Source organism: Desulfobotulus sapovorans DSM 2055 (assembly GCF_059569355.1).
Map to the genome: position 1 here is coordinate 16,823 of NZ_JCANVJ010000013.1, position 24,838 is coordinate 41,660.

Genomic DNA, 24,838 nt, shown 5'->3' on the forward strand with positions numbered 1-24,838 from the left:
GAGGTGACACTTAAGAATCCAAGGGAAAAGCCTTCCGGCGGACAAAACGCTACAGGCTGTTTTTACCGCCCGGATCCTGCCTTGGATGCCATGTCCTTTTCCTTAAGGATGTGCAAACAGGCGCACGATGTACCTTTACAGCACTGAATCCATCGTCCCCAGGCTGACACATGGGAACAAGAGCTGAAACAAGGTGGAAATCCGTATACCCGATGCACAATATCTCCATGCCCTTCTCCGGTATCAGGAAAAAAGGCATGGAGAGCATGTTCACGCAGGAGGGCGGACTCTGCCCCACTCCTCTTCGAAAAGAAGCATGAGCAGACCATAAATCCCGCAGCAGAGCAGCAGTCCTTCCATTCCGTTCAGCTTCAGAACGCCCTGCTTTTTTTTCCGTATCAGACAGAAAAAAGCCATGCTCAGGATCACCCCCACAAAGGCCAGACCGCCGGAAAACTCCAGGGCCAGATCTGCGCCCTTGCCATAGGCAGCCCGTGTTTTCACGGTAAAGGGAAAAAACACGGACTTCAGAGCCTCGGCCTTCCCGGACAGGGCAGGAGGGCAGGCTTCCGTATACCGCTGGAGGGGACGGTAGTTCAGATCCGTCCGCAGAACATGGAAATGCTGAGAATTTCCATAGGTCAGAGTCCGGCCCAGCATATCCGCCATGAAAAGAAGTCCCATGGTGTCCGGCTCAAAACCTTCCAGATCCAGGGTGACAAGGCCGTAGGTCTCCTGCATCAGCAGATGAAAGCCCCCGTCACCCGTAATGAGGTAGCCATAAAATTCCCGCCTTGGGTCTTCGGTCACGGCCATCTGACGGATACCGGAGGGAGGGGCAAGTCCTGTGTTCCTGCACAGGGGAAGGCCCTTTTCCTGTTTCAGATGAAAGAGCCTTCCTTCGGCATCCAGAAGAAACCAGCCATCGTCATGGGGCTTTTTCGTGGTGGGGTTTCCCCAGGCGGCAGCCACAGGAAAGACAAAGCCTGCATCCGAAAGACATGTTTCCACCGCTTTCGTGAAGGCCGCATCCCGACTGCGGGTCAGCCCGTTTTCAAAAATCAGGCCCCCCCCGTTCCAGAACAGGGTTTCCGGAAGGCGCAGATCGGAAAACTCCGATGCGGACTCAAAGAGGGGCCAGAGGGAAATCCCTCCCCCCTTCAGGTCTGCGGGTCTGTACCGGAAAAACTGTGCGCCCGCTTCCACCGCCCCACGGGTGACGGGAAGCCCTCCCAGGGTTTCGGGCATGGTCTTCCAGGCAAAAAGATCCCTGTACCAGAAAAGGGGGGTAAGACCCATATGGGTTTTCCGGTCATAAAACTTTCCCGCCTCATCCCTGTAGCGCAGTTCCCCTTCCGGGCCGACCTCAGAAAAGAGGAAACCCTCCGTCACAGGACTGTACAGGACAAAGGGCTGAGAACTGCCGCCCTTAAAGGCCATGTCAAACATGCGGGGCAGCACCACGGCCAGCACCAGAACGCCCGCCAGACATAGTACCCAGCGGGATATGCCGATCCAGATTTTCTCTCCCATCACAGGCCCTCCCCTTTAAAACGTTTTCCGGGCAGAAAGGGCGCAAAAAGAAGCCCGAAACCCAAAAACAGATACGTTCCCAGCGCTTCTTTAAAGCCCCCATACCCGCAGCCTTCGAGATACAGGCCCGCCACCTGCCACCCGATCACGGCATAGCCGACCTTTCGCAGCCGACCCGGCTCCACCAGGGCCGCACTGCTCATGGCATAAACGGGAAGCCCCGCCATCAGCCAGGGCAGCATGGTGATCCCCACGGCATCCACCACAGGACGGGGAAAATAATGGGCGGTGAGCATCAGGAGAAGCCCCAGCATGACAAGGCTCACAACAAGAAGGAGACCTGCCCCGCAGCCCAGCATCACGGCCATGCCCTGCATCTGGGGAAGGGGCAGATGAAACTGAAGCCTCAGCCCCCGGTTCGGTGTATCCGGCAGCCACTGCACCAAAGCCGTCACCAGACCCGAGAGAAGACCAAAAAACTTGAACCCTGAAAAAAGCATCACCTGTCTTTCCACAAGATTCTGCCAGATGGGCACGGCCGGGCCTGAGGCGAAGTCCGCCATGAGGCCCTGGGCCATGACGCCAAGAATACCAAGCCCCACCAGAAGAAGGCCGCAGAAAGCCCAGCGGAGTTTCAGCCATTCCTTGAAAACAAGGGCCTGTATCATGCCTTCCCCCTTTCATCCCGTCTCCGTGCGGGCACATGCCCTGCCCAGAGAATGGCCAGCAGTCCGAAAAATCCACAGCCTCCCGCAACCAGCCAGTCCAGGGGGCTTACCTTCCAGGAAATGCCCTGAAAACGCCGCCACAGAAAAAGGCCGAGAAGGGCTGAAAACAGGCCCAGCCCCGTCATCAGAGGGAAATCCGGGTTCAGCCCCAGCCTCAGGGTGATGAAACGTGAGTCCGGAGAACTTTGAAAAATCCGGAAAGGAAAGAGAAAAGCCGCCACTTTCCGGGCCGTTTCAGATTTTAGAGGTGCCAGCTCCACCCGTTTTTCCTTAAGGATCTTATCCCCGTGATCCGTAACGGTAAGGGTCAGGGCATTTTCCTCCAGAACGGTATAGTGATGTCCAAGGGGATCCCTGCGCCAGACAAGGATCATGGTTCCGGGGTCATAGTCCTTCAGGGGCAGCGGTTTCAGCGCATAGTCCGGAAAATTCATGCGATACACCCCGCCCCTTTCATCCACAAGCATCCCGAAAACATGCCTGCCCGGATGCTCCTCCACCTGCACATACCGCACACCCAGAGCAAAATCCTTTAAAACGGGGCGCACCCTGGCCTGTCCCCTCACCTGCATGAGATGAAAAAGGTCTCCTTTTGCATCCAGCACAAACCAGCCCCAGTCAAAGGGTTTCCGGGGTGTGGGATTGCCCCAGGCTTTTTTTGCGAGAAAATGGAAATCCGCCCTTTGCAGAGCCCCGGTAAAGGCTTCAGATTTTTCCCTGTCCGGCTTTCCATCCCTGATCCGGATAAAGACCGCCTCCCTTCCCGAAAGCCTCAGCACCTCTTTGGGCATTTCAAGGTCTGCAAAGCCCGATACCGCTTCCAGAAGAAAATACAGGGAAATCTCCGGGCCATCGAGATGACTGGGCCTCAGCCGGATTTCCTGAATCTCCCGGTGCAGGGTCTCCCGGTTCACGGCAACACCGCCAAGGCTTTCCGGCATCTCACCCCAGCGCACAAGATCCCTTGCAAAATGAAAGGGCAGATGCAGGGCATAGTCCCTGCGATCCATCTCCCTGCCCCCATCGGAACGGTAAAGATCCCGTCCATAGCGATCCTGATGCCAGAAAAGAAATTCCTCACTCACAGGACTGTACACCATCTGTATTCTGTCCCGCTCTCCCTCCATCACCTTCCAGAACAGACGGGGCAAAAAGGTGGCCAGAACAAGAAGGGCAAACATCATGGCCGCATACCGCGCAACGCCTGTCATAGACTGCCTCCCCGTCTGGCCCGCAGAACGGGAAGAAAGAGCATGACAAGGGGAAGAAGACCCGCAAGGGCATAGCTCCCCATGGAAGGGGCATAGGTACCCGGCTGCCCCCCCTCCATCAGCATCAGATAAAAGCCATAGACCAGAAGAACCCCGGCAATCCGCCGCCACCAGGCCGTTTCCATGAGCACCATGGCGGCTCCGCAGTAGAGAAGCATCCCGGTGAGCAGATGGGGCAGCCAGGCCAGCATGAGACCTTCCGTGATTTCCCAGGGAAAAGAGAGACCATAAATCAGAATCAGGCCGAAACCATGCAGGAGGGAAAGTCCGACTGCCAGCAGAAGCCCCGTTCCCACCACCACAAAAACCAGAAGACCTTCCTTCAGGGGAAGGTGAAGCAGAAGCCTCAGGCTGCGTTTTCGGGTTTCCGGGAACCACTGAAAAGCTCCCAGTATCAGACCACAGACTTCAGGAAAAACAAGATGGGAGGCATAGGGCATCTGTTGCTTGAGGATCAGTCCTTCCCAGAGCTCCCCGGCTCCCTTCATGACGACCAGATACCGGAGACTCAGCCCGGCCTGCACCAGGGAAGCCAGCCCCAGAATTCCGAGAATGAGAAAGGGCCAGCGGAGTTTGATCCATTCCTTATAAAACAAGGCGCGCAGCATGTGTTCTCCTGTTTCGTATATCCCGTGGGATCAGTATTTTCCCGTGACACCGATAAAGGCATCCTCAAGACTCATGGGAATCTCTTCCAGCTCCGGATTCCCAAAACCCTGGCCTTTCAGCGTGCGCAGTACGGCATCCCGGTTCTCAAAGGTGAAAATATCCGTACGCTCTCCCACCACATCCACATTCAGGATGGCCCCTTCCCTGCGGGGACTGCCGTCCCCCTGCCCTCCCCGGAACCTGAAGCATGTCACGCTCTGCATGAAATCCCCCAGGGTGGACTGGCAGATCACCCCGCAGCGGTCGAGAATGATGATGTCATCCACAAAACGCTCCAGATCCTGAACAATGTGGGAGGTCACAAGGATGGTTTTTTCCCTTGTCGCCGCATAGTCTTTCAGAAAATCAATGAAAAGCCTGCGGTAGTTGGCATCCAGCCCCAGGGAGTAATCGTCCAGAATCAGAAGATCCGCATCCTGGGCCAGAATCAGCCCAAGGGTCACCTGGGAACGCTGACCGCAGCTCATACGGAAAATTTTGTGGGTATGGGGAAGCCCCAGCCTGTCCATGAGCCCATAGTAAAGCTCCCGCTTCCATCCGGGATAAAAGGCGGAATAGAATTTTTCCACCTCAGCAATGCTCATGTACCCGTACTGGAGATGGCCCTCATGGAGGAGACCGATCCTGCGCCGGGTTTCCGGAAGAATGGCGTGGGAAGGCTCCCCGAAAATACGGCAGTCTCCGGAACTGGGCTGGAGAAAACCCATAAGGATATTGATGGTGGTGCTCTTGCCCACCCCGTTCTTGCCGAGAAGCCCGAAAATCCGGCCCGGCTCCACGGTGAAGTTCAGGTTGCGGAGCACCTCTTTTCTGCCGTAGCTGTGGCAGAGGTTCCTGCATTCAATCACAGAAGACATGGTTCATCCTTCACTCTATGCAAAGCCTTTTTCAGGGCCTGCGGTGTCAGAATTCAAGGGAAAGTCCGGCCCAGAACTGGCGGCCCATGAGGGGGGTATCCTCTGCCGTCCGGATCTCGGTATCCAGGAGGTTGTTTACCTCCAGATCCCAGGTGGCGGCAAAGCGGGAGCCCATGGGAATTTTCCCTTTCAGACGGAAATCCAGCTGCCAGAAGGCCTTGCGCACCTTCTTCACATACACAGGAGCGGTATTGCGGATCACCTCCCCTGTCACCCTGTCCCTGTCCAGTTCGGAATCGGGCAGATCCAAGGCCTCCTCACTGTCCACGATTTCATCGAAATCACTTTTCCAAGAAAGAAAGGCCGTGGCCGACAGGTTCCAGGGCAGTTTGCGGATCAGGGTCAGGTTACCCACCCAGGGTCTTGCATAATTGCCCTTGGGCAGCTCATCGAGATAGTAGAGCCTGTCCTGATACCAGACCCTGCGGCTGCTTTTATCCTCCTCAAGAAGGGTATTGAAATCCACGGCATGGGTATGGCTTTCCTGCCAGGCAATATTGGCCAGAGCCTCGGTCTCCCGCCATTTCCGTCCCCAGCTTAAACGGAAGGATCTGTAGTCACTGCTGCCCTCATTGGTGAAGGTATCGTACCGGATACCGTTCTTCTCATAGCTTCCCCTCTCCCTCGAAAACTCCTCTTTGTTCTCCCTTTCCACATAACGCAGGGTGAGACGCCCTCCGAAAAGCCCCTGATCCGCGCCAAGGGTCCATTCATCACTGTAGGGCGTGTTCAGGTCGGAAAAGCGGTAGGCCGTTTCACTGCCCCCGGCAGTCTTCCATTCCGTCAGCACATTACGGTAGGTACTGCGCCATTCCTCACGGGAGCCCGTACCCCGGCCCTCCCGGAGCTTGTGGCTGAGAAAAGCCTGACCGTAATAGCGGTTCACCCCGCCCGTCAGCACCGTGGCCCCTGTCCCCAGGATGTCAAAATCCGCAGAAAAACGGGGGGCCAGGTTGGCATTTTCGAGGTAATCATCCCGCTCCATGCGGAGCCCCGGAGTGAGGGTGAGCCGCTTCCATTTCATGGTATCGGAAAGAAAAAGGGCCATGGTCTGGATTTCCGCCTCCGTATCATAGGCGGAGAGTACCTGCCTGCGGGTAAAATACTGCTCCCCCAGCACCAGGGAGGAATCGTCGGGATCGGCAATAAAATCGGGGTTTGCCGTTTCCGGGCTCGTATAGATCCACACATCCCCCGGTCTCTTTTCCCTGCCCTGGATGCGGGAGAAGGAAAAACCGGTCTCAAGCCTGTGCTCCGTCCGGCCAAGGGAAAAGGACTGCTTTTTCAGGGTGGAATTCAGCTCCATGGTTTCCTGATTCTTTTCCAGATCTCCATAGCCCCCTTCCATGCTGGCAGTCTTATTCCTGCTGGCAGCCCCCCAGTTCCGGGATTCCGTGATGGCCCAACGGTACCAGACAGACTGATCCGAAATCCTGTTGTTTTCGCTGTAGCGCCAGGAAAGGGCCGTATCCACACTGCCCCAGTCCTTTTCCCGGAGATGCCGCGCCCGCAGGGCCGTTCCCCCGCCTTCAATCCTGTAGCCGTTATGGATGGCATCGCTGTTGAAGTATTTTCCTTCATAGGGGGCATGGGTGAGGGAGAGATCCACGGAGTCGGAATCCGAAACAAAGGAACTGCCCTTCATAAAAAAGTGCTGGCCTGTGCGGGTCTGATCCTGGGTACCTCCAAGATTTTTGAGGGGAATAAGGGAATGATCCTCACGGAAGGAGAAAAGAAGGCCCGTACTTTCCGTCACCGGAACATCCAGCCTCAGCCCGTAATTTTCCTTTCTGAACTTCGGCTGCCAGCTGGCCGATGTGGAATGGTACATCTGGTGGGTTTCCTCATCACTGAGGTGAAAACGGGTCCAGGAATCCCGTGTGGTTCTGTAGGAAAGTGAGCCTGAAAAGCGGGTATCCGGCATCCGGGTTTTTGCATCCACCACCCCGCCGGTGAATCCGCCATAGCTTGCGGGCACATTGCTGTCATAAACGGTCATGGATTCCAGCACATCCGGGGAAGGACTCAGTTCCATGGAATGGCCCGGCACCTCATAGAGGCTGTTGGTGGATTTCTGGGTGGGGTCCAGATAGCTGTTGTTGCCCGTACCATCCACGGAAAAATAGTTCTCGTAAAAACGCCCCCCGGAAATGGACACTTCCGGAGCCAGAATCTCTCCTCCGGAAGCCGCCGACCCGTAGGCCTCGTCAAACTGCACCCCCGGAAGCACCTTGAGCATGTCCGTTAAGGTGGCATTGCCTGCGGGAAGATTCTCCAGCACCGTACCGGAAACCACGGATTTTCCCGTAGCCCGGACATCCGCCGTCTCCCGGACAAGAATTTCCTGCATCTCGTACCCGCCGTCTGCTCTGGCCTCCCCAGCCTGCACCCGCAGAGGCACCGCCGTCCAGAAGACTCCTGCCAGAAGCCCCCATATCCAAAGTTTCTGTATGCCCATGATTGTTTACCATCCGAAAAAAAAGGGGCGATGCCAGCAAGGGCATCGCCTAAGGTTCAGGGGAGGGCCTCTCCGAAAAGAGGCCCACCATGACACGGGATCAGTCCCGGTAAAGGGGCCTCAGATCCGTTGTGTCGGAAATGCCGTCTCCGTCGCAGTCCGTATCCAGAGCCAGACCGGATGCGGCAATCTGCTCCGCTGTGGCCAAAGGATGGAAAAAGTCCGGTTTTCCGTCCTTGTCCGTATCCACCCATGCGATGGAGACACCTTTAAAATCATCCCGGTTCACCACATTTCCAGCCACTTCACCAAGGGTCTTGTAACGGTCCGGAATCAGGGGAATGGTCAGGGCCGCCTCCAGGGCCAGTTCCGTAAGTCCCGCACTTCCTGCGGCTTCGGCGATATCCTCCATCTCGGACACCTGATTGGCGATACTGCTCAAAAGCCTTGAGGCGGTCAGGGCTTTGGCCAGAAGCGTCCGGGAAAGCACGCCGTCACCCGTCTGGTAAGCCTTAACTCCGAAAGCACGAAGCTGGGCAGCTTCCGCCTTCAGGCTGTTTTCCCGCTCCCCTTCAGGTGTCGCATCCGTATGGATTTCCCCGGCCAGCATCCATCCCTTCCCAGTCAGGGTGAGGGCAAACCCTTTTTCCCCGCATTCCAGGGCCGCCTGGGCAAGCTTGTTGTATTCTGCCGCAACAAAGGCCCTTTCACGGACTCCGGCAATGGCTTCCAGATGCTCCCTTCCCTTTTCCAGAAGGCCCATGGCACGTTCAGGGTTTCCGATTTCCTTCCACATGCGGGCTGTCCAGCCCATGGCATAGAGCTTGTGTTCGTCATCGGAAAGGCCGCTGAAATTCCTGTTCTCCCGTATAAAATTGCCGGAAGCATCCTTCAGAAGCCCGCCCCTGCCATCCCCCATTTCCACGTCAAGGGTTCCGCCAAAAATGACCGTTTCCGCCCTTTCCAGAGCATCCTGAGCCTTGGCTGCGGCTCCGGCAAGGTGGAAAATACGGGCCACACGGGTGTAGCCGTGCTTCACCTTCTGCACACTGATATTTTTTTCCGTCGCGCCGCTGTTGTACACCGCATTGGCGTAGCGCAAAGCATGATCGCCCACCTTCTCCGCCGCCGCCAGATGACCCGCTTCGGCAAGGATGATGCCTGCACGGGGGTTTATGCTGTTGACATAGGTCAGGGTCTCAATGCGCATGGCCATGGTGGTATCCGGAAAACGCTCCGGCTTCACTCCCAGAACGCGGGTATCCACCAGTTCCAGAAGTTCATCGGTCTTGCCCTGACGGGCAAGGGTACTGACCAGGGCGGCATAGGACGAGCCCAGATATGTGGCCTCGGTTTCAGGAATGGTTCCCGTCAGGGCCGTGGCCTTTTCTTCGGAACCCACTTCCGCAAGGGCCTCCACCATGTAGGGAACATAGACCCAGGTCTCCGTACCCGTGACATTCAGCCGCTGGGGATTGGTATCCGGATAGGAGATCAGGCCATCATCTGCCCGAAGGGCTTCAATCTCCTCCACAATAGCCTCCACCCGGATTCTCTCCCCGAGAGCGGCAAAGCGGAGAGCCGTTTCCGCCAGAGCATACACACGGGGTTTGTACGTTTTTTTACCCTTGCTGTCCTTTGCAGGCTGGAGACTGGAGTACTGGTGAAGGGTCTCCAGGGTTTCCCGTGCCCGCACCAGATCCTGCTTTGAGGTATCCTCCTCACCATAGGCCAGATAGACATCCGCCTGGTTCCTCAGGGAAACCACAAGACGGCCAAAATGGGAAGAACCGACAAGACCGGGAAGAACATCCCGGGCCATATAGTCCATGACCTCCCCGGCCCTGTTCAGCATACCCATCTTTCTGAAGATGGAAGCAATCAGCTGAAGCCGGGAGGTGTCTTCATTGTCAACGCCTTCTGTGCCCTTAAGGGTCAGGAGATTTTTCTGCAGGGCAAAGGCCTGTTCCAGAGCTTCAGCCGCTTCGGTATTTTTGCCAAAAGGGGCATACCCCTTGGCCATACCGATCCAGGCTTCCGCCTTATGATTGTCGAGGTACATCTGCTCCCGGATGATGGCTCTGGCCTCATCAAAAAGCCCGACCTGGGCCTTGCCCCTTACAATCTCCGCCCGGATGGCATCGTTCACGCCGTCATCCAGCACCGTGTCCAGCATGGTCTCCGCCTTATGGAGGCGGGAAGCATTGGATCTGTGGTAATAGGCCACCCGTTTTGCATTGTCGTTTCCGGGAAGTTCCGCAGGCAGCAGGGCCTCGGCCACATCATAGACATAGGCGGCCTTTGCCAGCTCCCCGATCCGCGTATCCCGGGACAGATCCACCCCGTCCTCAAGCCGCTTCAGATCTGCCGGCTGAAGCAGACCCTCCACCAGCCTGCCGCTCACCACATAGGCCGTTTTTTCCGTATTCAGCTCCATCTGAACGAGACCATAGGCCGCAAGGAGATAACGGAACACCCTTTCCACAGCCAGTCCCTTAACCGGCATGGTGCTGTGGGCAAGGAGATTTTCCGCAAGTACGGAGGCATTTTCAAAGTACCGGTCACGATGGCTGTCAAAGTCTGCATCCGCAGTACCAAGAAGCCTCTCCATGCTTGTCATGAGGGTATCCGCAAGCAGGGCTTTTCTGGCCTCACGGACAAGGCCTGCCGCATCCTGTGCCGTACTTTTGTCAAGAAACCCGTGCAGGGAAAGGGCTTCCTTTCTTCTCACTTCGGAAAGCCCTGTCTGTTCCAGGGTGGACTCCACAAGCGATCCGTTTTCCATGAGCCTGCGCCCGTTCTTCAGCTGTGCGGCAAGAAGCCCCAGGGGATCGGCAGTGCCTTCTGCGGCAAGATCCGTGAGGATTTTCGTGATCACCATGCTCCGCCTGAGAATCCGCTCTCCCCCCGGCCCCATGGGACGAAGAAAAAGATCCGTACCTTCGGGAAGATCCAGAAAACGGCGCACCTCCGTCCGGGCGGCATCGAGACTTTTTCCTCCTTCCACGGCCAGGCCAACCAGGGTGGTGACGGGCGTTACGGCCAGTCCCGTACGGGAAGCCACGGCATCCAGAAGGGATTGCAGGCTGAGATCCCCGAGAACACTTCCCGTTTCCACATCCGTCCCCCCCACAGCCACAAGCTTCAGGCCGGAAAGGGCATCCGCCTTTGCATTAAAGCGGAAGGAACCCTCATCCCCGGATACGGTGCGGCAGAGCTGATCCCCGGCAGCACCACAGATTTTCACAACTCCGCCCCCGTTCCAGAGTTCCACCCTGGCTCCACGGATGGCGGGGTCTTCCACATACCCCGCAAGCTGAACTGTCTTCACGCCACTGTCCGTCTTGCTTCCCGAAGTATTTTTTGATGATGAACTCCACCAGTCACACCCAGAAACCAGGACAAGTGTCCCCAGTCCCAGCAGCAACAGACGGATATGTTTTCCGTGTGCCATTTCAATCCTCCATTCTACAACATTAAAAAATTTCACCTAAACTAAAAAATATCGGGGATCGAATATCAAAAAAAACAAGTTTGTCAATAAAATTTTTTAATTTTAAAAAATATATTTTATTCTATATTTATTTTGTTATGACAAAAAATATCCTTGACAGCTTAGAGGCTTGTCCCTAAAAGGCCATTCTGACATTCACGGAAGGGAAGCAAGCCTTCACTTCCATGGTTGAGCCAGACGCATACAGGTCAGGGCACCCCCCGAGAAAGGATTTTCGATGTCCACTGTAACAAGGGGGCCTGGCACCAGGCTCCTCTTCCCCAGCCTTTTCTGTCTTCTCTGTTCTTTCTGTCTTTTCTTCTCAGCCGCACAGGCAAAAAGCCCTGCACACCTGCCTGAGGTCAGAGGCTGGATTCATGAAAATACGGATCTTCCCCTGCATCCCTCCCTGGTCACGGGTACGCTTGAAAACGGTATCCGCTATGTCATCCTCCCCCACAGCACCCCCAAAAACCGGATAAGCCTTCATCTTAACGTGCAGGCCGGCTCCTTCCATGAAACAGACAGCCAGCAGGGGCTGGCCCATTTTGTGGAACACATGGCCTTCAATGGCTCCACCCATTTCCCGCCGGGAACCCTGATCCGGTATTTTCAGGAAATCGGCATGAGCTTTGGCGGAGACACCAACGCCCACACAGGCCTCGGAGAGACCGTTTATCACATCCTCCTGCCCCGGTCCGACGGCCCCAGCCTCGAAAAGGGCTTGCGCGTTCTCAGCGATTACGCAGGCGGACTCCTTTTTGAAGAAACGGAAATCGAGAAGGAAAAGGGGGTCATTCTTGCGGAAAAAAGGGCAAGGGATTCGGTGCAGTACCGCACAGGAAAAGCCCTGAGGGAATTTCTTTTCCGAGCTCTCCGCACCAACGCCCGCCCCCCCATCGGCGAAGAATCCGTGATCCGAAAAGGAGACCGGAAAGAACTGCTCGACTATTACAACACCTGGTACAGGCCAGACCGCATGGTGGTGGTGCTGGTGGGGGATGTGGATGCAGAAACCGCAAAAACCGCCATCGCCCGCAGCTTTTCCGCCATCAAAGCCCGCAGCCCGGAAAGGCCAGTCCCGGCTCTGGGCCGCTTTCAGCACAGGGGCAAACACTTCTTTCATTATGGGGAGCCGGAATCCGGTCAGGTCTCCACAATGATCGCAGCAGCCCGCATGATTCCCCCAAAAGCGGACAGTCTTGCAAGCCGCAGGGAAAACATCACCCTCCAGGTCGGGGAAATGCTGCTCCGTCACCGGCTATCGGACAGACTGAGCGACCCGGAAACCCCCTACACCCGCGCCGTCGCCATGGCGGACATTCAGCACAACCAGATTCTCAACGCCCGGATTATGGCCGTCTCCTCTCCGGAAAACTGGGAAGCAAGTCTCATGCAGATGGAACATGAGCTGCGTCAGGCCCTGACCCACGGTTTCAGCGAAAAAGAACTGGCAAGGGTCAAGGCAGAAATCCTTTCCTATCTGGATCGCCGGGCTGCGGGTTTTGCCACCAGCCCCTCCCAAAAAATCGCAGATGAGATCATTGAGGCCCTGAATACGCCGAGGGTCTTCACCTCAGCAGAGGATGACAAAAAACTTTTTGGGGATTTTATTGAAAACCTCACACCCGAAGAGGTGCTGGCGGCCCTGAAGACGGCCTGGGAAGAGGATCATCGCCTCATCGCCGTTACGGGCAGTACCGGTCTTGAAAGTACGGCAGCCATTTTGAGAATGAAAACCGCATGGGAAAAAAGCATAAAGGTGCCCGTATCCGCTCCGGCTGCGGAAACCAGCACCGTGTTTCCCTACCTTCCCGAACCGGTTGAGACCATAAAGCCCCTTGAAATCCATCACATCAAAGATCTGGATTTTCACACCGCCCACTTTGCCAACCACACCACCGTTCATGTGAAACGGACGGATTTTGAGGCGGACACCGTGCGCGTCCTCCTGTCCTTTGGGCCGGGAAGAGCCCATGAACCCGAAAACCAGCCCGGACTGTCAGCCATCGCACCGGAACTTCTCAATCTTTCCGGCACAAAAACCCTGGATCGGCCTGCCCTCTTACGGGTTCTGGCGGGAACCACCCTCAAGGCGGATTTTTCCGTGGGTCAGGAAAGCTTCCGTTTCACAGGCGCATCCAGCCCCGAAGAATTTTCCCAGCTCCTCAACCTCCTCCGCCACCGTCTTCTGGACCCGGCCTTCAGACCCGAAGCCTTTGCCCTTTCCCGCAGATGGGCGGAGCAGGAAGAAAGGCGCATGACCAGCGACATTGACGCCACCATGAAAGAGGAAGGCCCTGCCTTTTTTGCAGCCTTTGATTCCCGGTTTTCAAAACCCAAGGCCAGCGCAATGACAGAAGACATGCGCCTTGCCGCAGAAAACTGGCTTACCCCCGCTTTTAAAGAAGCCGCCCTTGAAATCTCCGTGGTGGGCAATATGGATCCAGACTTTGTGTTCAGGGAAGTGGGCCGCTACTTCGCTGCCCTTCCCCGGAACGCCCGCATCCGGGAAGATGTCCGTCCCCTTGCGTTCAATGCCGGAGCCAGGGCCACCTACTGGGTGGCCACCCGCATTCCCTCGGCTCAGATCCGCATCGGCTTTCCCACAAGCGGTATGGAACCCCTGGAGGACTCCCGGGGCCTCACCCTGCTTTCCCGTGTGCTGGCCGACCGGCTCCGCAGGGAAATCCGTGAAAACCAGGGCCTTTCCTATTCTCCGGGATGTTTTCATCAGGCCAGCACCGTGTATGAGAATTTCGGGGCCCTCTACATGCAGACCGGTGCCAGACCGGATCAGGCGGTTATGGTGCGGGAAGCCCTGATGGCTGTGGCAGAAAATCTGAAAAAGGAAGGGGTTTCCGAAGAAGAGCTGAAGAGGGCCAGAGACCCCATGATGACAAGTCTCAGGGAAAGATTCCGAAACAACAATTTCTGGCTGGCCGGAGTAATGGCAGGATCTGTGGAAGATCCCCGTCAGCTGGATCGGGTGCGCACCCTTGAAAGCGGGTATCGGGAAATCACTACAAAGGATCTGACCCGGCTGGCTGAAAAATGGCTTCAGGCGGACAGGGCATCCTCCATCACCGTGCTGCCCGAAGGAGAAGAGGGACTGTAATGCCTTTTTTCCCGATTCTCTTCCTGTTTCACTTCTCCCCAGCCATGGCAGGCCCCCTGCACGGCCTTGCCCTCTGGGGAGAACCCAAGTGGCCCGGACTTCACCCACTTTGACTATGCAAGACCGGACGCGCCCAGGGGCGGGCAGAGGATGTGGTCTTTTCCTTCACCATCCTCACCGGAAAAGGCCCGCCCCACTACCGCAAATACTATGAGGATGTCACCCAGGCCCAGGCCCTTTCCGATGAAGCCTTCACCCCAACCCTCCCCCAAGGGGAGATAGAGCCTTAAGCATTTGATTTTTCACAACTCTCCAGCTGGGAGAGGGGCCGGGGTGAAGGCTGAATTCGCAAAAAACACCATGCCCCGCCCCCTCCTCCAGCCCCTGCCGATTCCCTCCCCCTCCCATCCAACCCAGCCCTTCCCTCCCTGCCAAAACCCCATAAAAATGAAATCCTGAAACCAGGCGACACGGGCCTTCCATGGCCAAAAATGGTCGGACGGGGTATGGGCAATGGCCTGCAAAAGATCTTGCCATGAGAGAGAGGCTGACTTATGAGAATTAAGTCATTTTTCAGGGAGATATTGGGCGGGGGGACGGAGCAGCACAGCATTTTACACAAAAAACACAATGAAAGGTCTGTCATGGGAAGCTTTGGAGAGTTGATGGTAGCATATGCACAGCCTTTATTCGACAAAACAGACGGATCACAAGAACAGATGCAGAATACTCTCTCCATAGCCCAGCTCTGCTGGAATATGGCCCTGATGCCCAACAATGAACGGGAAAAGCAGATTGCCGCATTGCGACCAAAGATGGAAATAAGCGATGCTGATTTTGCAGAATTCCGGGATTCGATTCTGTTGCCAATGATTGCGCGGCACCATGAGATGTTTCCCGACATGCAGCGTATGAATTCACAGAAAACGGCACCGATCCAGCGTGAAAAGACAGGACGCAACGATCCCTGTCCTTGCAACAGCGGAAAAAAATACAAACGCTGCTGTGGACAATAAGGTCTCCCGGCCTCGAAAACGATGGCGCACGGGAGAAGCGGACTGACTCTGGCGCGTACTGGATCAAGGGCTATCCAGGGTCTGATCGCTGACTTTGTCAAAGGCTTCTCCCATGCCAGTTTTTGGAACTTCCGGCAATGTTACCTGACATTCCCCAAGTCTGAAAACCCTGTACACTGCGCAGAGAATGCCCTGATGACAAAGAATTCAAAAAGGGTGAAAGCATGACACAATCAGATCCGCCAGCAGTCCCGGTTGACAGGCTCTATAAGGATATCCGGCATCTCATTGAATCCGCCAGATCCCAGATCGTTACCCAGGTGAATCAGGCGCTGGTGTTCACCTACTGGCAGATAGGCAAGACGATTACAACGGAGCTAATGAATGATGGCCGGGCACAATATGGCGCAGCCACAATGGATGTGTTGGCTGAAAAACTGGTGGCGGAATATGCACAGGGCTATGGTCGGCGTAACCTCTTTCGGATGACAAAATTCTACCAGCATTTTCCCAATATCGAGATTGTGACGACAGTGTCGGCACAATTGAGCTGGTCACATTTTGTCGAAATCATCAGGATTGAAGATGCCATCAAGCGGGCCTTTTACATCCGAATGGCCACCGATGGCCGCTGGTCTGTGCGTATCCTGAGAGAGAGCATGGATGGTGTGCTGTTTGCTGTTCTGGCCCAAACACTCCGGAAAATGGACAGGCGGGGCAGAAAAAGTGATACGGCAAAAGAACTTGCCATGAAAGACGGGGTGTCCTATGAAAACGGAATCATTTTTCGGGTGTGCAGGAGCCATAATTACTGGAAGAGCTTTTCTCACGGGAGCTGAAAACGAAGGTATGGGGTTTTCGGCTTCTCCATGATCCATGGCTGAGTATCTGGTCAGAAAAACTGTTTTGGATCGCTTCTCTGTATTCTCGGATTTTAAAAAAGTGGTGGCTGTATGGATCAGGGCAATAACTTGGGAAATTGAAGAAATGACAATAGATATCGATGTTAATTTTGATTTTAGACATGATACACCGATAAACAAAGATATTGATGCCTACAGTAAAACCCTAAAAAAATATCACAGGAAACTTTGGTCTAAGTCTTTGCCAGATGGTTCAGAATTTATTCTCGAAGAAAAAGGTTATCTTTACCACAGATCACAACTGGGTGAATTTTATCTTGGAAGTGATGCGATAACACATTCATATAAGAACACTAAAAGACTTTCAAAGATTGCAGCTAAAGTCCCTGATGTTGCTGAAAATATTTTTAATCAAGGTTGCAAAATTGCGGCATACACACTTTTTCCATCGAAACAGGTCAAGGGTAAAATGACTATAAATCAGGCAAGGGGTGTCAATGCAAAAATTAAAGATCGATTTGATCTCACCTTGGAGTGCATCCGTCTTTTCTATGAAGGGGAAGCCACTCCTTTAACAGATACCTTTAACAGGTACGAAAATTTTTTCAGACTTTTTAATGATTTTAAGGGTTACGTTAATTTCTTTTTCTTTCAAGACTTGGTAAATGAAGATATTTCATCGGTAAAATTTCATCTTCCATTTGATGGTTTTTCTGGTTCACCGCTACCCCAAAGTGTTGATGAGTATCTTGAATATGCAAAGAACACAGAAATATTTCTAAGGGCAAGAAGTAAAAGAATATTCAACAGTCTTGTGAATTCTGATTAAATTTTCCCAACAATTTGGTTACAGGTGATACGTTCCGCTGTGCTCAAGGTGCCCCGTAACCATGTGTTAACCAGCCCCCACCACCCCACCCGGTTCTACATATAATAAGGAAGACCATGGCAAAAAAAGCAGCCCCCAAACAGGAAGAACCCATAGAAAAACAGATGTGGAAGGCGGCGGACAAGCTGCGAAAAAATATTGATGCGGCGGAATACAAGCACATCGTGCTGGGGCTGATCTTCCTCAAGTACATTTCCGATGCCTTTGATGCCCTGTACGAAAAGCTCCAGAGCGGTGAAGGCGACTATGCCGGGGCCGACCCGGAAGACAAGGACGAGTACAAGGCGGAGAATGTCTTCTTTGTTCCGGAGACGGCCCGCTGGTCCTACCTGCTCACTCAGGCAAAGCAGCCGGACATCGGCAGAACCGTGGATGCCGCCATGGATGCCATAGAAAAGGAAAACCCCTCGCTTCGGGACGTGCTGCCCAAGGTGTTCGCACGGGGCAATCTCGACCCCACCAGTCTGGGCGGACTCATTGATCTCATCGGCAACATTGCCCTTGCCAGTGCCAAGGCCCGCAGCGCGGATCTCCTCGGCCATGTGTTTGAATATTTTATCGGAGAATTTGCCCTTGCCGAAGGCAAAAAGGGCGGCCAGTTCTACACCCCCCGCAGTGTGGTCGAGCTGCTGGTGGAAATGCTGGAGCCTTACAAGGGCCGTGTGCTGGATCCCTGCTGCGGCTCCGGCGGCATGTTTGTGCAGTCGGAAAAATTTATCATCGGCCATCAGGGCAAGATCGACGACATCTCCATTTACGGACAGGAAAGCAACCAGACCACCTGGCGACTGGCCAAAATGAACCTTGCCATCCGTCATCTGGACAGCTCTCAGGTGAAATGGAACAACGAAGGCTCCTTTCTCAATGATGCCCACAAAGACCTGAAGGCCGATTACGTCATCGCCAACCCGCCCTTCAACGACAGCGACTGGAGCGGGGATCTGCTGCGCACAGATGGCCGCTGGCAACACGGGGTTCCGCCCACGGGCAATGCCAACTATGCCTGGATTCAGCACTTCCTCTATCACCTTAATCCGAAAGGTCAGGCCGGTTTCGTGCTGGCCAAGGGTTCCCTCACCTCCAAAAGCTCCGGAGAAGGCGAAATCCGGAAAGCCCTGATCGAAGCCGGGCTGGTGGACTGCATTGTCAACCTGCCCGCCAAGCTCTTTCTGAACACCCAGATTCCCGCCTGCCTCTGGTTTCTCAGCCGCAACAAAAGCAACGGGAGCTTTCGCAACCGCGCAGGTGAAATCCTCTTCATCGATGCCCGCAACCTCGGCCACCTCATCAACCGCCGCACCAAAGAATTTTCAGCGGAAGACATTGCCACCATCGCCCGTACCTATCACAACTGGCGCAACCCGGACGGTGACTATGAAGATGTGAAGGGCTTTTGCAACGCAGCCTCCATCGAAAGGGTGCGGGAGCTGGATTATGTGCTCACACCGGGGCGCTATGTGGGCCTTGCCGATGAGGAGGACGATTTCGATTTCAAGGAACGCTTCACCCGGCTCAAGGCAGAATTTGAGGCCCAGTTGCAGGAAGAGGCAAGGCTGAATGCCCTGATTGCGGAGAATTTAAAGAGGGTGAAGGTATGAACAACGAGATCAGATGGAAGCAGCGGTTCCAGAATTTTGACAATGCCTATCAGACATTTTTCCGTACGCTGGAACGGCAGGCCTCAGAACCGGAGGATGAAATCATCCAGATGGCCCTGATTCAGGCCTTTGAGTTCACCTATGAACTCGCCTGGAATGTCATGAAGGACTATCTGGAAAATGAGGGGTTTGACGAAGTCAGAAATGCCAAACAGACCATCCGTACCGCTTTTCAGGCCGAACTGATCAGCGATGCCGAAGGGTGGATGGAAACCATCCAGAAGAGAAACATGACAAGCCATGCCTATAATCAGACCATCCTGCAGGAGACCGTGACCTTCATTGCCCAGGAATTTTTTCCTCTGGCCCGCAGACTCCGGGAAGATCTGAAGGACAAAGTATGAAATACGGACTCAGTGAAAAACAGCTGGAAGAAATTACCGCTTTCATTGCCCAATACCCGGAAGTGGAAACCGCCGTGCTCTTCGGCTCCCGCGCTCTGGGAACCTTCCGGGAAGCCTCGGATGTGGACATTGCCCTTCAGGGTGAAGGGGTGACCTTTGCCCTTGCCGCAAAAATGAAATTCAATATTGAAGAAGACAGCTACCTGCCCTTTATGTTTGATTTTGTAGCCTATCCGACCATCACCAATGAGGATCTCAGAAAACACATTGATAGGAAGGGGGTTGTGATTTTTAGGAGGGGGGGGAGGGATTGGAGAGAAACGACCCTAGCTGATATGGCCGACATCGTACCTGGATTTGCTTTCAAGGGTGAGCATTTTGGAGACACTGGAACGCTGGTTATCAAAATAAAAGACATTGTTCCTCCAATTATCAACTTACAGGGTGCACAGCGTGTAGATTTGTCTCACTATTCACGTCAAAAGCTTGAAAAATATAGGTTGCGTAAAGGAAACTTCGTAGTTGCTATGACCGGAGCAACTATTGGTAAAGTTGGTAGATTCATGGAGGAAGACGAAGCATACATCAACCAGCGGGTAGCAAAAATTTCACCTAAAAGTTCGGTAGAACGGGATTTTGTTTACTACTGCCTAATTGATTCTGATTTTGGCGATTTCGTTCAAAACAACATCGACAGCCACAGTGCTCAAGAAAATATTAGCGGAACCAGTATAGGGAGATACCCGATAAATTCGCCCCCCCTCCCCGAACAAAAAGCCATCGCCTCGGTGCTGTCCAGTCTCGACGACAAAATCGACCTGCTCCACCGCCAGAACAGAACCCTCGAAGCCATGGCCGAAACCCTCTTCCGGAAGTGGTTTGTGGAAGAAGCGCAGGAGGATTGGGAGGAGGGGTCTGTTGTTGATTTGATTGATTTCAATCCGACAAGGAAGTTGTCTAAGGGAGAAGTAGTTCCCTATCTTGAAATGGCAGCTCTTAACACAAGCACTTTTTCACCAGATGGGTGGTATGATCGGGAATTCTCATCAGGAACTAAATTCATTAACGGAGATACATTGCTGGCACGGATTACGCCCTGTCTCGAAAACGGAAAAATGTCATTTGTTACATTTTTAAAACCGGATCAAGTCGGTTGGGGATCAACGGAATACATTGTGATGCGGCCAAAAACGTTTTTGCATCCTTTTTTTGCGTACACACTTGCGCGGAATCGTGATTTCAGAGACTACGCAGAGGGCTGTATGGAAGGCTCAAGCGGCCGGCAGCGAGTAAATGTCGATCATCTAAAAAATTACGCCATCAAAATTCCGTCAAAAGCGATCATAATCGAATTCAATTCCTTTGCGGAATCAGCCGTACAAAAACTGCATACCAATTCTGAACAGATTCGCACCTTGAAAAAACTCCGTGACACCCTCCTACCCAAACTCATGAGCGGTGAAGTGCGGGTGGAAATATGAGTAACAACAATCTCCCGGAAAAATTTGAGGCAGAATACGATAAATTTCGGGTCATACAGGACAGAGAGTACATCTCTGACTTTGACGTGGAAGTTAAAAGAATTATGGAGGGTGAAGAAATATGACTCATAAAAAGTTGCAAATACGCAACAGCACGGCAGAATTTTTAATCTTCACCAGACAGGACGGCAAAAATACCATTGAAGTTCAGGTAGCTGACGAAACGGTCTGGCTTACACAAAAACTGATGGGTGTTTTATTCGAAGTTTCTGTTCCTACAATCAATGAGCATCTTGCCAATATATATAAAACATCAGAATTATTGGAATCGGCAACTATTCGGAAATTCCGAATAGTTCAAACAGAAGGCAAGCGGCAGGTGAATAGGGAACTGGATTTTTACAATCTCGACGCCATTATCGCTGTGGGGTTTCGGGTAAATTCACAACGCGCTGTCCAGTTTCGCCATTGGGCAATTAACATACTACGAGACTTTGCCATCCGAGGCTATGTTCTGGATAAAGAACGACTGAAGAATGGCTCGTTTTTCGGTCAGGAGTACTTTGACAGTCTGCTGGCCGAGATCCGTGAAATACGTGCCAGTGAACGCCGCTTCTACCAGAAGATTACGGATATATACGCAACAGCCCTTGATTACGATGTAGAAAACCCTATAACCAAGTCCTTTTTTGCAACTGTACAAAACAAAATGCATTTTGCTACCCATGGATATACTGCTGCTGAACTCATCATGAAAAGAGCAGACAGCCAAAAAGAGCGTATGGGTTTGACCACATGGAAAAACGCCCCAGCAGGAAAAATTGTAAAAACAGACGTTTCTATTGCCAAGAATTACCTGACAGAAAAAGAGATAAAAGCTCTGGACCGTATTACCACCATGTACCTTGATTATGCCGAAGATCAGGCAGAACAGAATATCCCCATGACCATGGAAGACTGGTCCATCAAACTCAATGTATTTCTCCAGTTTAACAACCGTGAGCTATTGGATAATCCCGGCAAGGTCACCAAAGCCATAGCCAAAGCCTTTGCTGAAAGTGAATTTGAAAAATACCGTATAGTGCAGGACAGCTTATTCGAGTCGGATTTTGATAAGATGATAAAGCAATTGGATCAAAACCATGATCAGTAAACTCAGCGAATCCGAAATCGAAACCTTCGCCATGGGGCTTTTTGAAAAACTCGGGTATCACTGCCTCCATGGCCCGGACATTGCCCCGGACAGCGAAAGCCCGGAGCGGGAGAGTTTCGAGGATGTGCTGCTGCTGGAGCGGCTTCGCAGGGCTGTGGCCCGCATCAACCCTGCCCTCCCTCTGGATGTGCGGGAAGAGGCCATCAAAGGGATTCAGCGCCTCAGCGCAGCGGAACCCGTTGCCAGCAACGAAGCCTTTCACCGTATGCTGACCGAGGGCATCAAGGTCAGTTATCAGGACAGGGGAAACGAGCGGGGGGATCTGGTGTGGCTGGTGGATTTTACAAGACCCCAAAACAACGAGTTTCTCGTTCTCAATCAGTTCACCGTGGTTGGCCACCACACCAATCAGGGGCATCAGAGCAGGCGGCCGGATCTGATTCTCTTTGTCAACGGCCTGCCGCTGGTGGTCATTGAACTCAAAAACGCTGCCGATGAAAACGCCACCCTCCTGTCTGCCTACAGGCAGTTACAGACCTACAAGGAGACCATTCCCGCCCTTTTCACCTACAACGGGATGTTGGTGATTTCCGACGGGCTGGAGGCAAGGGTGGGTTCCCTGTCTGCGGATTTCTCCCGGTTCATGGCCTGGAAAACGGCGGACGGCAGGACGGAGGCACCCGCCCTGATCAGCCAGCTGGAAACCCTGACCAAGGGCATGCTGAACCAGGAAACCCTGCTGGATCTGCTCCGCCATTTCATCGTGTTTGAAAAATCCGGAAAGGAAGACCCGGCAACGGGGATTATCAGCATTTCTACGGTGAAAAAGCTGGCGGCCTATCATCAGTATTATGCCGTGAATGCGGCGGTGGCTTCCACCCTGAGGGCTTCCAGTGAAATCCCGGAGGCTCTGGCGGAAGCACCGGAGAATTTCGGGCTGGCCAGTGTCGGCAGCCAGCCGCCGGGGGATCGCAAGGCCGGGGTGGTCTGGCACACCCAGGGCAGCGGCAAGTCCCTTTCCATGGTGTTCTATACCGGCAAGATCGTACTGGCGCTGGACAACCCCACCGTCCTCATCATCACAGACCGCAACGATCTGGATGATCAGCTTTTCCATACCTTTGCCGCCTGTACTCAGGTGCTGCGGCAGGAGCCGGTGCAGGTGGATGACCGCAAAGAGCTGAAACGGCTCCTGAAGGTGGCATCCGGCGGGGTGATCTTCACCACCATCCAGAAGTTCCAGCCGGAAGAAGGCAATATCTACGAGGAGTTGAGCAGGCGCTGCAATGTGGTGGTGGTGGCCGACGAGGCACACCGCACCCAGTACGGTTTTAAGGCCAAAACCGTGGATGAGAAGGACGCAGAAGGCAAGATCATCGGCAAGAAGATTGTCTATGGCTTTGCCAAGTATCTGCGGGATGCCCTGCCCAATGCCACCTACCTTGGATTCACCGGAACCCCCATCGAAAAGACCGATGTCAACACCCCTGCGGTCTTCGGCAATTATGTGGATGTCTATGATATTGCTCAGGCGGTGGAAGACGGTGCCACCAGAAAGATTTATTACGAAAGCCGTCTGGCACGGGTATCCTTAAGCGAGGAAGGCAGGGAACTCATTGCCGAGCTGGATGATGAGCTGGAACAGGACGAGCTGACAGAAACCCAGAAGGCCAAGGCCAAATGGACCAAGATGGAGGCCCTTGTGGGTGCGGAGCAGCGCATCCGCAATGTGGCCCATGACATTGTGACGCATTTTGAAAAACGACAGGAAGTGTTTCTGGGCAAGGCCATGATTGTGGCCATGTCCCGCCGCATTGCGGCGGATCTCTATGAAGAGATTATCAAACTGAGGCCAGACTGGCATTCCTCCGATCTCACCCAGGGAACCATCAAGGTTGTGATGACGGCGGCATCTTCGGACGGGCCAAAGCTCTCCGGCCATCACACCACCAAAGAGCAGCGCCGAATCCTTGCCGAGCGCATGAAAGATCCCCATGACCCCCTGAAGCTTGTCATTGTGCGGGACATGTGGCTCACCGGCTTTGATGCGCCCTGCATGCACACCCTCTACATCGACAAACCCATGAAGGGCCACAACCTGATGCAGGCCATTGCACGGGTTAACCGGGTGTACGGCGACAAGCCTGCGGGGCTGGTGGTGGATTATCTGGGCATTGCTTCGGATCTGAAACAGGCCCTCTCCTTTTATGCCGATGCCGGAGGCAAGGGTGATCCCATGCTGGCCCAGGAACAGGCCGTGCAGGTGATGCTGGAAAAGATGGAAGTGGTGGCCGCCATGTACCACGGTTTTGCCTATGAAGAGTATTTCGGGGCCGACACCTCGGGCAAGCTCTCCATGATTCTGGCTGCCGAAGAACATATTCTGGGTCTGGAGGATGGCAAAAAACGCTATATCGATCAGGTCACAGCCCTCTCCCAGGCCTTTGCCATCGCCATCCCCCACGAGCAGGCCATGGATGTGAGCGATGAAATTTCCTTTTTTCAGGCGGTGAAGGCAAGGCTTGCCAAGTTCGACAGCAGGGGTTCAGGACGGAGCAACGAGGAGATTGAATCCACCATCCGGCAGGTGATCGACAAGGCACTGGTCTCGGAACAGGTCATTGATGTGTTCGATGCCGCAGGAATCAAAAAACCCGATATTTCCATTCTGTCCGAAGAATTTCTGCAGGAGCTTAAAAACAGGGAGCACAAAAATATTGCGCTGGAAGTGCTGAAAAAACTGCTCAATGATGAGATCAGGGCACGGGCTAAAAAGAATCTCGTGCAAAGCCGGACGCTCATGGAAATGCTGGAGGATGCCATCCGGCGTTATCAGGCCAAGATACTCACGGCAGCGGAAGTGATGGACGAGCTGATCCGGGTCAGCAAGGAAATCGTCAAATCCGATCAGGAGGCCGAAAAGATGGGCATGAGTGACTATGAGTATGCCTTCTACACCGCCGTTGCCAGCAACGACAGCGCAAAGGAGCTGATGCAGCAGGATAAACTGCGGGAGCTTGCCGTTGTGCTCTTTGAAAAGGTAAAAGCCAATGCCTCCATCGACTGGACAATTAAAGAGAGCGTAAAGGCCAGACTCAAGGTCATTGTAAAAAGGACTTTACGCCAATTTGGATATCCGCCAGACATGCAGAAGCTTGCCACGGAAACGGTGCTGAGACAGGCGGAAATGCTGGCCAATGAGCTGGCACAAACTCAGGGGGCGTAACGGACAGGCAGCCCAAAGAAT

Annotated in this window: 17 protein-coding genes; 10 read left to right on the forward strand and 7 right to left on the reverse strand. The window is 53.8% G+C overall.

Translation table 11 applies throughout. From position 1 onward, the window contains the following. Nucleotides 1–270: 270 nt before the first annotated feature. The 7 genes from BR04_RS10255 to BR04_RS10285 all read right to left on the reverse strand — a co-directional run bounded on the left by BR04_RS10255 (nt 271) and on the right by BR04_RS10285 (nt 11,030). A complete protein-coding gene (locus BR04_RS10255; RefSeq protein WP_496355915.1) occupies nt 271–1,533 on the reverse strand; it encodes a DUF4857 domain-containing protein in 1,263 nt (420 codons plus the stop codon). Continuing rightward, nucleotides 1,533–2,201, reverse strand: a complete 669-nt coding sequence (locus BR04_RS10260) for a hypothetical protein (protein WP_496355916.1) — start codon at nt 2,199–2,201, stop codon at nt 1,533–1,535. The genes BR04_RS10255 and BR04_RS10260 overlap by 1 nt, the downstream gene beginning before the upstream one ends. After that, the gene (locus BR04_RS10265) at nt 2,198–3,472 is read right to left on the reverse strand and encodes a DUF4857 domain-containing protein (RefSeq protein ID WP_496355917.1); all 1,275 of its coding nucleotides are present in this window, start codon (nt 3,470–3,472) and stop codon (nt 2,198–2,200) included. Before BR04_RS10265 ends, BR04_RS10260 begins: the two co-directional genes overlap by 4 nt. Further along, entirely contained in the window at nt 3,469–4,140 is a 672-nt protein-coding gene (locus tag BR04_RS10270; RefSeq protein ID WP_496355918.1) for a hypothetical protein, read from the reverse strand. The genes BR04_RS10265 and BR04_RS10270 overlap by 4 nt, the downstream gene beginning before the upstream one ends. 30 nt (nt 4,141–4,170) lie before the next feature. Continuing rightward, nucleotides 4,171–5,058, reverse strand: coding sequence for an ABC transporter ATP-binding protein (locus BR04_RS10275; protein ID WP_496355919.1), 888 nt, complete (start codon nt 5,056–5,058; stop codon nt 4,171–4,173). Between the two features lie 46 nt (nt 5,059–5,104). After that, nucleotides 5,105–7,576 (reverse strand): TonB-dependent receptor, encoded by a 2,472-nt coding sequence (locus tag BR04_RS10280; RefSeq protein WP_496355920.1) that lies wholly within the window; start codon nt 7,574–7,576, stop codon nt 5,105–5,107. A gap of 100 nt (nt 7,577–7,676) precedes the next feature. Beyond that, the gene (locus BR04_RS10285; protein WP_496355921.1) at nt 7,677–11,030 is read right to left on the reverse strand and encodes a hypothetical protein; all 3,354 of its coding nucleotides are present in this window, start codon (nt 11,028–11,030) and stop codon (nt 7,677–7,679) included. A 277-nt stretch (nt 11,031–11,307) separates the two neighbouring features. On the opposite strand from BR04_RS10285, the gene BR04_RS10290 reads away from it, so the two are divergent. The 10 genes from BR04_RS10290 (at nt 11,308) to BR04_RS10335 (ending at nt 24,817) form a co-directional block, all read left to right on the forward strand. Then, entirely contained in the window at nt 11,308–14,187 is a 2,880-nt protein-coding gene (locus tag BR04_RS10290) for a M16 family metallopeptidase (protein WP_496355922.1), read from the forward strand. Between the two features lie 152 nt (nt 14,188–14,339). Continuing rightward, entirely contained in the window at nt 14,340–14,477 is a 138-nt protein-coding gene (locus BR04_RS10295; protein ID WP_496355923.1) for a hypothetical protein, read from the forward strand. A 264-nt stretch (nt 14,478–14,741) separates the two neighbouring features. After that, a complete protein-coding gene (locus BR04_RS10300; protein ID WP_496355924.1) occupies nt 14,742–15,203 on the forward strand; it encodes an SEC-C metal-binding domain-containing protein in 462 nt (153 codons plus the stop codon). A gap of 224 nt (nt 15,204–15,427) precedes the next feature. After that, nucleotides 15,428–16,042 carry a DUF1016 N-terminal domain-containing protein gene (locus BR04_RS10305; protein WP_496355925.1) on the forward strand — a complete coding sequence of 205 codons (615 nt, stop codon included), beginning with the start codon at nt 15,428–15,430 and terminating at the stop codon, nt 16,040–16,042. Nucleotides 16,043–16,079: 37 nt separating this feature from the next. Continuing rightward, nucleotides 16,080–16,895: a DUF6994 family protein gene (locus BR04_RS10310; RefSeq protein WP_496355926.1), complete on the forward strand. Its 816-nt coding sequence runs from the start codon at nt 16,080–16,082 to the stop codon at nt 16,893–16,895. A gap of 116 nt (nt 16,896–17,011) precedes the next feature. Continuing rightward, nucleotides 17,012–18,553 carry a type I restriction-modification system subunit M gene (locus BR04_RS10315; protein WP_496355927.1) on the forward strand — a complete coding sequence of 514 codons (1,542 nt, stop codon included), beginning with the start codon at nt 17,012–17,014 and terminating at the stop codon, nt 18,551–18,553. Beyond that, complete coding sequence (locus BR04_RS10320) at nt 18,550–18,957, forward strand: nucleotidyltransferase substrate binding protein (RefSeq protein ID WP_496355928.1); 408 nt, start codon at nt 18,550–18,552, stop codon at nt 18,955–18,957. Before BR04_RS10315 ends, BR04_RS10320 begins: the two co-directional genes overlap by 4 nt. Continuing rightward, nucleotides 18,954–20,438 (forward strand): restriction endonuclease subunit S, encoded by a 1,485-nt coding sequence (locus BR04_RS10325; protein WP_496355929.1) that lies wholly within the window; start codon nt 18,954–18,956, stop codon nt 20,436–20,438. Before BR04_RS10320 ends, BR04_RS10325 begins: the two co-directional genes overlap by 4 nt. 121 nt (nt 20,439–20,559) lie before the next feature. Continuing rightward, complete coding sequence (locus BR04_RS10330; RefSeq protein ID WP_496355930.1) at nt 20,560–21,591, forward strand: virulence RhuM family protein; 1,032 nt, start codon at nt 20,560–20,562, stop codon at nt 21,589–21,591. Further along, nucleotides 21,581–24,817, forward strand: a complete 3,237-nt coding sequence (locus BR04_RS10335; protein WP_496355931.1) for a type I restriction endonuclease subunit R — start codon at nt 21,581–21,583, stop codon at nt 24,815–24,817. The genes BR04_RS10330 and BR04_RS10335 overlap by 11 nt, the downstream gene beginning before the upstream one ends. Nucleotides 24,818–24,838: the final 21 nt, after the last annotated feature.

Coding starts and splice junctions, on each gene's coding strand:
- BR04_RS10335 (WP_496355931.1), top strand. CDS start 21,581: ATGATCAGTAAACTCAGCGAATCCGAAATCGAAACCTTCGCCATGGGG.
- BR04_RS10300 (WP_496355924.1), top strand. CDS start 14,742: ATGAGAATTAAGTCATTTTTCAGGGAGATATTGGGCGGGGGGACGGAG.
- BR04_RS10265 (WP_496355917.1), bottom strand. CDS start 3,472: ATGACAGGCGTTGCGCGGTATGCGGCCATGATGTTTGCCCTTCTTGTT.
- BR04_RS10255 (WP_496355915.1), bottom strand. CDS start 1,533: ATGGGAGAGAAAATCTGGATCGGCATATCCCGCTGGGTACTATGTCTG.
- BR04_RS10280 (WP_496355920.1), bottom strand. CDS start 7,576: ATGGGCATACAGAAACTTTGGATATGGGGGCTTCTGGCAGGAGTCTTC.
- BR04_RS10325 (WP_496355929.1), top strand. CDS start 18,954: ATGAAATACGGACTCAGTGAAAAACAGCTGGAAGAAATTACCGCTTTC.
- BR04_RS10285 (WP_496355921.1), bottom strand. CDS start 11,030: ATGGCACACGGAAAACATATCCGTCTGTTGCTGCTGGGACTGGGGACA.
- BR04_RS10310 (WP_496355926.1), top strand. CDS start 16,080: ATGGCTGAGTATCTGGTCAGAAAAACTGTTTTGGATCGCTTCTCTGTA.
- BR04_RS10315 (WP_496355927.1), top strand. CDS start 17,012: ATGGCAAAAAAAGCAGCCCCCAAACAGGAAGAACCCATAGAAAAACAG.
- BR04_RS10330 (WP_496355930.1), top strand. CDS start 20,560: ATGACTCATAAAAAGTTGCAAATACGCAACAGCACGGCAGAATTTTTA.
- BR04_RS10290 (WP_496355922.1), top strand. CDS start 11,308: ATGTCCACTGTAACAAGGGGGCCTGGCACCAGGCTCCTCTTCCCCAGC.
- BR04_RS10320 (WP_496355928.1), top strand. CDS start 18,550: ATGAACAACGAGATCAGATGGAAGCAGCGGTTCCAGAATTTTGACAAT.
- BR04_RS10270 (WP_496355918.1), bottom strand. CDS start 4,140: ATGCTGCGCGCCTTGTTTTATAAGGAATGGATCAAACTCCGCTGGCCC.
- BR04_RS10275 (WP_496355919.1), bottom strand. CDS start 5,058: ATGTCTTCTGTGATTGAATGCAGGAACCTCTGCCACAGCTACGGCAGA.
- BR04_RS10305 (WP_496355925.1), top strand. CDS start 15,428: ATGACACAATCAGATCCGCCAGCAGTCCCGGTTGACAGGCTCTATAAG.
- BR04_RS10260 (WP_496355916.1), bottom strand. CDS start 2,201: ATGATACAGGCCCTTGTTTTCAAGGAATGGCTGAAACTCCGCTGGGCT.